Annotated in this window: 9 protein-coding genes and 1 pseudogene; 9 read left to right on the forward strand and 1 reads right to left on the reverse strand. The window is 66.9% G+C overall.

The window, feature by feature from the left end; translation table 11 throughout:
- The 6 genes from ABWP84_RS16340 to ABWP84_RS16365 all read left to right on the forward strand — a co-directional run.
- Positions 1 to 3,584: hydantoinase B/oxoprolinase family protein (locus ABWP84_RS16340; RefSeq protein ID WP_353213099.1), on the forward strand; the 3,584-nt coding region annotated here is incomplete at its 5' end.
- A gap of 1 nt (position 3,585) precedes the next feature.
- Entirely contained in the window at positions 3,586 to 5,157 is a 1,572-nt protein-coding gene (locus tag ABWP84_RS16345) for an ABC transporter substrate-binding protein (protein ID WP_353213100.1), read from the forward strand.
- A complete protein-coding gene (locus tag ABWP84_RS16350; protein ID WP_353213101.1) occupies positions 5,142 to 6,161 on the forward strand; it encodes an ABC transporter permease in 1,020 nt (339 codons plus the stop codon). Before ABWP84_RS16345 ends, ABWP84_RS16350 begins: the two co-directional genes overlap by 16 nt.
- Positions 6,162 to 7,016, forward strand: coding sequence for an ABC transporter permease (locus ABWP84_RS16355; RefSeq protein WP_353213102.1), 855 nt, complete (start codon positions 6,162 to 6,164; stop codon positions 7,014 to 7,016).
- The gene (locus ABWP84_RS16360) at positions 7,013 to 7,996 is read left to right on the forward strand and encodes an ABC transporter ATP-binding protein (RefSeq protein ID WP_353213103.1); all 984 of its coding nucleotides are present in this window, start codon (positions 7,013 to 7,015) and stop codon (positions 7,994 to 7,996) included. Before ABWP84_RS16355 ends, ABWP84_RS16360 begins: the two co-directional genes overlap by 4 nt.
- Positions 7,997 to 7,998: 2 nt before the next feature.
- Positions 7,999 to 8,919 carry an ABC transporter ATP-binding protein gene (locus ABWP84_RS16365; protein ID WP_353213104.1) on the forward strand — a complete coding sequence of 307 codons (921 nt, stop codon included), beginning with the start codon at positions 7,999 to 8,001 and terminating at the stop codon, positions 8,917 to 8,919.
- Between the two features lie 11 nt (positions 8,920 to 8,930).
- Here the strand turns inward: ABWP84_RS16365 and ABWP84_RS16370 are convergent.
- Positions 8,931 to 9,050, reverse strand: a pseudogene (locus ABWP84_RS16370) (IS5/IS1182 family transposase); the annotation flags it as partial.
- Positions 9,051 to 9,166: 116 nt separating this feature from the next.
- Between ABWP84_RS16370 and ABWP84_RS16375 the strand changes: the two are divergent.
- From ABWP84_RS16375 to ABWP84_RS16385, 3 genes are all read left to right on the forward strand, one after another.
- Positions 9,167 to 9,469, forward strand: coding sequence for a site-specific DNA-methyltransferase (locus ABWP84_RS16375; protein ID WP_353213107.1), 303 nt, complete (start codon positions 9,167 to 9,169; stop codon positions 9,467 to 9,469).
- 298 nt (positions 9,470 to 9,767) lie between these two features.
- Positions 9,768 to 10,748, forward strand: coding sequence for a tripartite tricarboxylate transporter substrate binding protein (locus ABWP84_RS16380; protein ID WP_353213105.1), 981 nt, complete (start codon positions 9,768 to 9,770; stop codon positions 10,746 to 10,748).
- A gap of 16 nt (positions 10,749 to 10,764) precedes the next feature.
- Entirely contained in the window at positions 10,765 to 11,646 is an 882-nt protein-coding gene (locus ABWP84_RS16385; RefSeq protein WP_353213106.1) for a TauD/TfdA family dioxygenase, read from the forward strand.
- Positions 11,647 to 11,745 lie beyond the last annotated feature (99 nt).

An 11,745-nucleotide genomic window follows, 5' to 3' on the forward strand; every position in this document is an offset into this window, starting at 1 on the left:
TGCTCGGCCTCACCACCACCCAGGGCTTCCGTGACATCCTCGAATTCGGCATCGAGCAGCGCTACGACATCTACGATCTTTTCCTGAAGTTTCCCGAGCCCCTGGTGCCGCGCCGCCGCCGGATTGAGGTGGGCGAGCGCGTCGCGCATGATGGCCGCATTATCATCCCGCTCGACGAAGCAGCGGTCCGCGCCGAGGGGGCGCGCCTAGTGGCGGAGGGCTGCACCACCATCGCCGTCTGTTTCCTGCACGCCTATACCAATCCGGGCCATGAGCAGGCCGCGGGCCGCATCCTGCGCCAGGCCTTCCCGGGAATCGCGGTCAGCCTCTCCAGCGAGGTGGCGCCCGAGATCCGCGAATATGACCGCACCGTCACCACCTGCGCCAATGCCTTCGTGCAGCCGCTGATGGACCGCTATATCGGGCGGCTGACCCATGAACTCGCCAGCCTGGGCTTCCGCGGCGCGCTGCGCCTCATGCAGTCGGATGGTGGCCTCTGCGCGCCGGAGGTGGCGCGCGCCTATCCCATTCGTCTGCTTGAATCTGGCCCTGCCGGCGGGGCGCTCGCCACCGTGCTGTTCACCCGTGAGGCCGGGTTGGCGGATGCGATCGCCTTCGACATGGGTGGCACCACCGCCAAGGCCTGCCTGATCGAGAATGGCCGCGCCGAGATCGCGCCGATGATGGAAGCGGCCCGCGTGCATCGCTTCAAGCGTGGCTCCGGCCTGCCGATCAAGGCGCCGGTGGTGGACATGATCGAGATCGGCGCGGGCGGCGGCTCCATCGCAGGGCTGGACGAGACCGGGCTGCTCAAGGTCGGCCCGCATTCCGCCGGCGCGGAACCCGGCCCCGCCTGCTATGGCCTGGGCGGCTCCGAAGCGACGGTGACCGACGCCAATCTGCTGCTGGGCTATTACGATCCGGGCTTCTTCCTGGGCGGGACGATGGCGTTGGACAAGGCCGCGGCCGAAGCAGCCCTCGCCCGCCTCGGCGCGAAGCTCGGCCTCTCCGCCATCGAGGCTGCCGCGGGCATCCACGCCATCGTCTGCGAGACCATGGCCGGCGCCGCGCGCGTCCATCTGGTGGAGAAGGGCCGCGATCCGCGACGCCACGCCATGGTCGCCTTTGGTGGCGCCGGGCCGGCCCATGCGGCCCGCGTGGCGCGCATCCTGGGCCTGTCTGAAATGCTGGTGCCGCCCGCCTCGGGCGCCGCTTCGGCGCTGGGCTTCCTGGCCGCGCCGCTGGCTTTCGAGGTTTCGCGCTCAGTGGTAGCGCCGCTGGGTGAGGCGACGGACTGGGCGGGGCTCGACGCCACCCTGGCCGCGCTGGAAGCAGATGCCCGCGCCCGCCTGCGGGAGGCCGGCATCGGCGATGCGGCGATGACGGTCGAGCGCAGCGCGGAGATGCGCATGCTGGGCCAATTGCACCAGATTCTGGTACCGTTGCCGGCCGGCGCCCTGGACGCCACTCGCCTGCCCGAAATCACCGGAACCTTTGCCGCCACCTATCGCAGCCTCTACACCCGCGCGGTGGATGGAGAGGGCATCGAGGCACTGTCGCTGCGCGTGCGCGTCGCCGGGCCGGAGCCGCACATCAAGCTTTCCGGCGCGGTGGCTGGCGGGGCCGAGGACCGGCCGGCGCTGAAGTCGCGCCGTGAGGCCTGGTTCGATGGCGCCTGGCACGACACCCCGGTCTATGACCGTTACGCGCTCAAGCCCGGCGACAGCCTGCCCGGCCCCGCCATCATCGAGGAGCGCGAGGCCACCACCGTCATTCTGCCAGGCGATGTGCTCAGCATCGACGCCGCGCGCAACCTGCGCGTGACCATCGGGCAGACCCGCGCCGCCGCCGCGATCGTCACGCGCGACATGCCGCTGGCCGAGGCACGCGCGCGCATCGAGGCCGACCCGATCGGGCTTGAGATCATGTGGTCCCGCCTGATCTCGGTGGTGGAGGAGATGTGGCTGACGGTCTGCCGCACCGCCTATTCGCTGATCATTGCCGAAAGCCAGGATTTCGCGAATGAGATCCTCGACCCGCAGGGCAATCCCCTGGCGCATTCGCCACGCGCCATGCCGCTGTTCAACCTCACCCTGACGCGCTGCGTGAAGGCGCTGCTGGAGGAATTCCCGCCCGAGACGCTGCGGCCGGGCGATGTCCTGGTCACCAACGACCCATGGCTCTGCGCTGGCCATTTGTTTGACATCGCCCTCGTCACCCCGGTCTTCTTCGAAGGCCGCGTGGTGGCGGTGATGGGCACGGTGGGCCATGTCAGCGACATCGGGGGCGTGAAGGACCCGCTGAGCGCGCGCGAGATTTATGACGAGGGCGTGCAGATCCCCCCCATGAAGCTCTACAGCGAGGGCGTGCCGGATCGCAGCCTCATCACCATGCTGCGCAACAATATCCGCAATGCCGATCAGGTGATGGGCGATGTGCAGTCCATGATCACCGCCAATGCGCTGGGTGCGCAGCGCCTGACCGAGTTCATGCGCGAATATGGCCTCGATGACCTCGCGGCGCTGGCCGCGGTGGTGCAGTCCCGCAGCGAGGCCGCGACACGCGCCGCCATCGCTGCCGTGCCCGATGGCATTTATGAGAGCGAGATTGAGAACCGCCCCCTGGGTGAGGTGCTGCGGTACCGCCTGCGCGTCCATAAGCAGGGTGAGACCATCCATGTCGAGCATGTCGAGGCGCCGCAGCAATTGCCGCGCGGCGGCCTGAACTGCACCATGAATGTGACCATGGGGCATTCTTCCTACCCGTTGAAATGCATGCTGACGCCGAATGTGCGCGGCAATGCCGGCTGCTACGAGCCGATCACCGTCACCGCGCCGCCGGGCACCGCGCTGAATGCCAATAGGCCGGCCGCTGTGGCGCATCGCACCCGCGTCTCCTGGTATATCGGCCCTAACCTCTACCGCGCCCTGTCTGCGGCGATCCCGGACAAGGTGCAGGCCTTCACCGGCATGCCAAAATCCTTCGGATTTTACGGCCGGAACGCGCAGGGCCGCCTAGCCTCGGATCACTTCTTCATGGGCGGTGGGCAGGGCGCCTCGATGCATGGCGATGGCAAGTCGGGCCTGCTTTTCCCCACCTCGGCCGCGAATACGCCGGTGGAGATGCTGGAATCGCGCATGCCGGTGCTGGTGCTGGAAAAGACACTGGTGCCCGATACCGGGGGGGCGGGCCGGCAGCGCGGTGGCCTGGGCCAGCGCATGCGGGCACGTCGGCTGGAGGGCGGCGCCGAACCCATCTCGGTCGGGCTGTTCCCGGAGGGCTGGGGCATCAAGCCCATGGGCCTCTTTGGTGGTCAGCCGGGCGGGCCGCCCCATGCCGGCGTGCATGGCGCCGATGGCAGTTTCCACGATGTCGGCACGGGTGAAACGGTGAGCCTGTTTGACGCGCAGACCATGATCGAGGCGCAGATCGCCGGCGGTGCTGGCTTCGGCGACCCGGGGGAGCGCGCGCTGGAGGCCATCGCCGCCGATCTTGAGGATGGCTACATCACTGAGGCGGGTGCGCTGCGCGATTACGGCAGGCTGCCCACCCGCATACCAGCAACCCAAACGGGGAATGACTGACATGCCCAGCCGCCGCCATATCCTGGGCGCCTTTGCGCTCACCCCAGGCACCAGCTTCGCTTTCGAGCGCGACGGCGCCCGCAAGGTGCTCGTCTTCTCCGGCAACCAGGCGGTGCCGGTGCTGGACCCGCATGTCCGCTATGACTGGTCGACACGTATGGTGCAGCAGGCGCTTTATGACGCGTTGCTGAAATACGAAGGCTCGCCGCCGCGCATCGTGCCTTGGCTGGCCGAGCGACATGAGGTTTCGGCCGATGGGCTGAGCTACACCTTCCATCTGGTTTCCAATGCCAAGTTTCATGATGGCAGCACGGTGGATGCGGAGGCGGTGCGCTTTTCCTTTGAGCGCGCGCTGCGGCTGAATGCCGGTATCGCCTGGATGCTGAAGGATTTTCTGCGGCCCGAGAACATCGTGGCCGTGGATGCGCGCACGGTGCGCTTCACGCTGGACCGGCCCTTCGCGCCGTTCCTCTCCTATGTGCCCTGGTGGTACATTGTGAACCCGCGCCTGGTCACCGCCAATGCAGTGGATGGCGATATGGGCCGCCGCTGGATGACCGAGAACGCCGCCGGCTCCGGCCCGTTCAAGCTCCGCCGCTTCGATGGCAATGCGCTGATCCACCTCGATACCGTGCCGGAGTATTGGAAGGGCTGGCCGATGGGTGAGGCCGGGCGTCTGTCGGGCGTCATCTTCCGCATTATTCGCGAGGCAGCGCCCCGCCGGGCGGCGTTGCAGCGGCGCGAGGCTGATGCCATCACCAACCTTTCGCCCGATGATATCAGCCAGTTGCAGCGCCTGCCCGGCATCCGCATCGAGGACCATCCGGGCCTCTCCACCTTTGGCATCAAGTTCAACACGCAGCAGGGGCCGACGGCGGATATCAATCTGCGCAAGGCCATCGCCTTCGCCTTCGACTATGACAGCCTGATCACCATCCATAATGGCGCGGCCGTGCTGCAGACCTCCCCCTTCCCGCCGGCCATGGCCGGGCATATCGACGTGCCGGGAATCCCCCGTCGGGACCTGGCGAAGGCGCGGGAGTATCTGGCACGCAGCCGCTTCCCCAATGGCGGCATCACGCTGGAATACGTGCATGTGCAGGGGCTGGAGGATGCGCGGCGGATCGGCCTTTCGCTGCTCGACAGCCTGCGCGCGCTGAACATCCAGGTGAACATCGCGGGCCAGCCCTGGACCACCATGGTCAGCCGTGGCTCCAAGCCGGACACGGCGCCGAATATGACCTCGGTCTATGTCACGCCCGTGGGTACGGACCCGGATACTGTGGCCTACCAGTATCATCGCGATTCCTGGGGCCTGTTTTATGGCATGAGCCACTACGACAACCCCGAGGTCTGGCGGATGATCGAGGCCGCGCGGGCGGAGGGGGACCATGCCAAACGCATGGAACTCTATGCCGAGATCCAGCGCCGCATCGTCGATGACCAGCCGGAAATTTTCGGCATGCTCGCCAACCGGCTCTGGGCCATGCGGGATTATGTGAAGGGCTTCTCCTTCAGCCCGGTGCGCCTCTCGGGCGAGGTGGATCTCTATCCGATGTGGATCGACGCCTGACCGCCTATCTGCTCCGCCGCGTGGCGCTGGCGGGCGTCATGCTCTTTGGCCTGGTCTGCATGACCTTCGTCATCGCCAATGTGGCGCCCAATGACCCGGCGGCGCTGGCGGCGGGGCCGGATGCCGGCCGCTCGCAGATTGAGCAGGCGCGGCGCGATTATGGCCTCGACCGGCCGCTGCCGGAGCAGTTCTGGCGTTATGTCAGTGACCTGGCGCGGGGCGAGTTAGGCCGCTCCATCGCCACAGGCCGCAGCGTGGGGCAGGACCTGGCGCGGTATTTCCCGGCGACGCTGGAACTCTGCCTGCTGGCCATGCTCATCGGCCTATCTGTCGGCGTGCCGCTTGGGGTGCTATCCGCCCTGATGAAGGACCACTGGGTGGATCATCTGACGCGCATCTTCGCCGTCTCCGGCATCGCCCTGCCGCCTTTTTGGTTTGGCCTGCTGCTGCAACTGACCTTCGCCACCGCCTTGGGTTGGCTGCCCACAAGCGGGCGGCTTTCGGTGATGACTGAACCGCCCGACCCGATCACCGGCCTGCTGCTCACCGATGCGCTGCTGCGCGGCCAATGGGGCGTGTTCGGCGAGGGGCTTTCCTATATCCTGCTGCCCGCCATCGTGCTTTCCTTTCCCTGTCTCGCTTCCATCCTGCGGGTCAATCGGGCGGAGATGGTGGAGGCGCTGCGGGCCGACTATGTGATGTCGGCCCATGCGCATGGCGTGAACCCCTGGCGCATCGTCTGCGTCCATGCTTTGCGCAATGCCATGCTGCCGACGCTGGCCATCATCGGCCTCCGCTGGGGCTGGATGATGAGCAGCACCGTGCTGGTCGAGACGGTGTTCGACTGGCCCGGCATCGGCCTTTATGCTGTCTCCTCCGCCATTGCGGGCGATTTCAAGCCCGTGATGGGCGTCACCCTCATCATCGGCCTGAACTTCATGGCGGCGAACCTGATCGTGGACCTGCTATATGGCGTACTCGACCCGCGCCTGCGGGAGGGCTGAATGGGCCGCAAGTTTCGCCTCGCTCTCTGGCTGCTGTCGCGCTCCTTCGCCTCGATGCTGGGCATTGCGCTGGTGGTCTCTATCGTCACCCTGGCGCTGATCGGCCCCTGGATCGTGCCTTACCCCGACCATGTCGCGGGCGGCATCGACCTTGCCAATAAATTGCAGCCGCCCTCGGCTGCGCATTGGTTCGGCACCGATGAGGTGGGGCTCGATATCCTCACCCGCGTCATCATCGGCGCCCGCGTCTCGCTGCTGGTGGGCGTGGCCATCACGCTCAGCGCGGCCGCCATCGGCGTGCCGCTGGGGATCCTGGCCGGCCTGCTGGGCGGGCCTGTGCGTGAGGCGATTATGCGCCTGACCGACCTTTTCCTCTCGGTTCCTGGGCTGGTGTTGGCCATCGCGCTGGTCGCGGCGCTGGGGGCGGGCATCGTCAATGCGATGATCGCGCTGATCCTGGTCTGGTGGCCGGGTTATGTCCGGCTGGCGGAGTCCAAGGCGCTGTCCATCCGCTCCGAGCCTTATATCGAGGCCGCGCGGGTGGCGGGGGCCAGCACCGCGCGCATCCTCTGGCGGCATGTGCTGCCCAATAGCCTCTCGCCGCTCATCGTGAAGATGAGCATGGATATCGGCCAGGCCATCCTGGCCGTGGCCTCGCTCGGCTTCCTGGGCCTGGGTGCGCGGCCCCCCACGCCGGAATGGGGCGCGATGATCTCCATCGCCCGCGGTTACCTGCCGGAATGGTGGTGGTACGCAATCTTTCCGGGCGCCTTCATCTATGCCGCCGTGCTGGGTTTCAACCTGCTGGGGGATGGCCTGCGCGATATCCTCGACCCGAAGAGCAACCGCGGATGACGCCACTTCTCGCCATTCAGGATTATCGCCTGGCCTTTGATGGTTTCGACGGCACCGCCCATGTGCTGGACGGCATCGACCTGCAACTCCGCGCCGGCGACACCCTGGGCGTGGTGGGCGAGAGCGGCTGCGGCAAATCGGTGCTGGCGCGCAGCCTTTTGCGGCTCAATCCCAGCCCGCCGGCGCGGGTGGTCTCGGGGCAGATCCGCTTCGAGGCGGACGATGTGCTGGCGATGCCGCCGGCCCGCCTGCGCGCGCTGCGTGGCCGCCGCATCGCCATGATCTTTCAGGACCCGGCGAGCCATTTGAACCCGCTGCTTTCGATTGGCACCCAGATGGAGGATGCCATTCGCGGCCAGGATGGCGCCACGGGCCGCAGCCGCCCGCGCCATGCGGCCCGCGCCCATGCCGCGGCGCTGCTGAGCGCGGTGGGCCTCGGCGATGCGCCGCGGCTTTTGGCGAGCCACCCGCACCAACTCTCCGGCGGCATGCGCCAACGCGTGCTCATCGCCATGGCGCTCGCGGGGGACCCTGCGCTGCTGGTAGCAGATGAACCCACCACGGCGCTTGATGTGACCGTGCAGGCGCAGGTGCTGGCGCTGATAGCCGAACTTGTGCGCGCCCGTGGCCTGACGCTGATGCTGATCAGCCACGACCTGGGCGTGATCGCCGCCGCCTGCGCCCGCACGGTGGTGATGTATGCCGGCAATATTGTCGAGTATGCGCCAACGGCCGCGCTGCTGGCGCGCCCGCTGCACCCCTACACCAAGGGCTTGCTGGCCGCCGTGCCGGAGCTTGACCGGCCTGACATCAGGCCGCGCGGCATTCCTGGTGGCATTCCCAGCCTGCGCGCCCCGCCGCCGGGCTGCCGCTTCCACCCGCGCTGTGACAGGGCAACGGCGCTCTGCGCCGCCGAGAAGCCGGCCCTGCGCGAGGCCATTCCCGGCCGGACCGTCGCCTGCCACCACGCGGAGGCCTGAGCATGTTGCTGCACGCCACTGGGCTCGAGAAAACCTACGCCACCAGGGCCACCGCCTTCCGCCGGGCCAGCCGCGTGGCGGCGGTGGCCGGGGTGGATATCAGCCTGGCCGAGGGTGGCGCGCTCGGCCTCGTCGGCGAGAGTGGCTGTGGCAAGTCCACCCTGGCGCGTTTGCTGCTGCGCCTCATTCCGCTCTCGGCCGGGCGCATTCTGTTCGAGGGTCGCGATATCACGGCGCTGCCGGAGGCCGCGCTGCGCCCGCTGCGCGCCCGCATGCAATTGATCCATCAGAACCCTTCAGCCGCCCTCGACCCGCGGCTGAGCGTGGCCGAAGTTGTTGCCGAGCCGCTGCGCATCCACGGCCATGACCCGCGGGGGCGGGTCGCCAGCCTGCTCGCCGAGGTCGGCCTGCCTGGGGATTTCCTGCATCGCTACCCGCATGAACTCTCCGGTGGGCAGAAGCAGCGCGTGTGCATCGCCCGGGCCCTGGCGCTGGCGCCGCGCCTGCTCATCCTCGACGAGCCGACATCGGCGCTCGATGTCTCGGTGCAGGCGCAGGTGCTGGAATTGCTCGCGGGGCTGCGGGCTCAGCGCGGCCTAGCTTTCCTGTTCATCAGTCACAACCTGGCCGTGGTGCGCCAGGTATGCGAGCAGGTGGCGGTCATGTATCTCGGCCGGGTGGTGGAGCAGGGCCCGGTTGATGCCGTACTGGGCAACCCGCGCCATCCCTATACGCAGGCCTTGCTGGCCTCGGTGCCGCGGCTGGGCGCTGCCGGGGTGGTGGTGGTGGGCGAGGCGCCAAACCCTGCGGCACCGCCCCCAGGATGCCCATTCCACCCACGCTGCGCCACCGCGCAGGAGGCTTGCCGAAACGGGCCGCCGCCGGCTTTGCGCAACGGCGTCGCCTGCCATTTGGCGCAGTGAAGGCACCACGGCATCACGATGATCCCGCTGATGATCCGCCTATCATCCACACGTGGCACCCCATGCGACAGTGGGAAATATGGCTTGATCCGCCGCATCTGAGGCTTCGTAAGCCAAAATAGGTCACTCATCGGCTGGCTCCTTCGCCACCGTTGAATCAACCCTCCGTCCGCGCCGCAAGCTTTTAAACGGGTTGTGAGCCTGGAGCTGTAGCGCTCGGCACGTCAACGGCTGCCAAGCATGCGACCTGCATCCCACCATGAAGCCCGTAGCACTGGTCGAGCGCGCCATCCGCAATAGCAGCAAGCCGCGCGACACTGTGCTGGACTGCTTCGGCGGCTCGGGCACAACCATGATTGCAGCAGAGCGCACGGGGCGGCGTGCCGTGCTTCTGGAGATCGACCCTCCTTATGCCGATGTCATCGTGCGGCGTTGGCAGGAGGTAACCGGTGAGGCCGCCGTATTGGAGGGCGAGGATCGCAGTTTCGCTGATATCGCAGCGATGCGTGGCGTCGTCGATCATGATGTGATCCAGCCTGCCGAAACATAGCAATCTCATTACGTCGCATATTGCCTGGCTCAAGCACGCCACAGCGCGAATGTTTGGTCACACGCAGGGGATGCCCTGCACGCCGAAGAACATCGCGGACCAGCATTTCCGCGGCCGCGAATACGCAGCCTGAGGCGGGCCACTCCCGCACCGCCCCGACCGGCTTATGCCCGGCGGGGCTCCCGGCAGTAGGGGCCGATGAGAGGATGCGCGGCCGTATCCATGTCGCTCAGTATCTCTGGCTTGACACGGCGAGGGCGCGGCATGAACGTTGTGGAAAATCCCCGGGAGGGAACCCATGCGAAGCCAAACACGCCACTTCCTGGCCGTTCTGGTCGCGCTTGCAACTGTGTTTACAATCTCTCTGCCCGAGGCTGCGGCCTTCCCCGAGCGCCCGCCGCGTATCGTCAGCGGCTTTGCGGCTGGCGGCGGCTCTGACACGCTCTCGCGCCTTGTCGCTGAGGCCATTTCGGCCTTGCTCGGGCAGCGGGTGGCGGTGGAAAACCGCACGGGTGTGAATGGCGCGATCGGTGCCGAGGCCGTCGCCCGCAGCGCGCCCGATGGCTACACCGCCTTCCAATGCCCGATGAGCACCATGGCCATCACGCCGCAATTGCAGAATGCCAATCTGCCGCTTGATCCGGGCGTGGAATTGCTGCCGGTCGCCAATGTCGCGCTGTCGTCCTATGCGCTGGTGGTGGCCAGCAACAGCCGCTTTCAGAGTGTTGCGCAAATCCTGGAAGAAGCCCGGCGGCGCCCGGGTGAAATCACCTTTGCCAGCCCAGGCCCGGGCTCCGCGCAGCATCTGTCGGGCGAATTGATGAAGCGGCTGGGCAATGTGAGTATGCAACATATTCCCTATCGCGGCGCGGCGATTGCTGCGGTGGACATCATTGGTGGCCGGGTGGATTTCATGATCACCAATATCGGCGATGTTGCGGGGCAGGTGCGCGATGGCAGCATGCGTTTCATCGCCCAGGGCGATCCCACGCGCGTCACCGGCTATGAGAGCCTGCCGCGCATCGCGGATACGTTGCCAGGCTTCGATGTGACAGGGTGGTTTGGTCTCTGCCTGCCGCGTGGCACGCCGGCCGACGTCATCGCCCGCTGGGATGGCGCGCTGCGCGCTGCCATGGCCGATCCCGCCTTGCCGCGGCGGTTGACCGAGGCTGGCTTCACCCCCCTCTACGAGCCGCCCGAGGCCTTTGCCAACCGCCTCGCCGCCGACCGCGCCAAATGGCGCGACGTGATTCGCGCTGGCGATGTCCGCGCCCAGTAAGACCGGAGATAAAGCCATGCTGACCGTCACCCCGCTCAAGCCCGAATTCGGCGCCCGAATCGAAGGCGCTGATCTGCGCCGCCCACTCTCGGCGGAGGAATTCACCGTGATGGATGCTACGATCAACCGCTATGGCTTCATCGTCATCCCCGGGCAGGATATCGATGACGACCAGCAGATGGAGTTTGCCGCCCGCTTCGGGCCGGTCGACGAGACGCGCGCCACTGTGGATGTCCAGAAGCAGCGCCTGAAATATTCCGCGATGAACGACATCTCCAACCTCGATGAGAAGGGGCAGATCCTGGCGGCGGATGACAGGCGGCGGTTTTTCTCGCTTGGCAACCGGCTCTGGCATTCGGATAGCAGCTTCAAGGCGACGCCGGCCAAATACTCCTTGCTCCATGCCCGCAGCATTCCGCCCAGCGGGGGCGAGACGGAATTTGCTGATACCCGCGGCGCCTGGGAGGCGTTGTCGGCTGAGATGCAGGCGCAATTGCGTGACCTCGTCTGCGACCATTCCTTGATCTATTCGCGCGCCCAGCTGGGCTTTTCCGAATGGACCGAGGCCGAGCGCCGGCAGTTCGAGCCCGTGCCGCAGCGGCTGGTGCGGCGGCATGCTGAATCGGGCCGCATTGCGCTTTTCCTCTCCTCGCACATCGGCCGCATCCACGGCATGCCGACGCCCGAGGCGATGATGCTGATCCGCGACCTGCTGGAGCATTCGACCCAGCCATGTTTCGTCCATGCCCATCGTTGGGCGGTGGGCGATGTGGTGATGTGGGACAATCGCACCTCGCTGCATCGCGGCCGCGCCTATGATGACCGGCGCTACAAGCGGGACATGCGGCGCGTCACGCTGTTGGACGTGGCGCCGACGCTGGAGCAGGAGGCGGCGTAGAGCATCTTCAAGCCTTGCGGCTTCGCAAGGCGATTTGGAAAATGCAGGGCGGATTCAACATCCATAGCGAACACCATCGCCGTTCTGTGTCTCGCTCCC

The organism is Rhodovarius sp. (assembly GCF_040399605.1).
In the GTDB taxonomy this organism is placed as follows: domain Bacteria; phylum Pseudomonadota; class Alphaproteobacteria; order Acetobacterales; family Acetobacteraceae; genus Rhodovarius; species Rhodovarius crocodyli_A.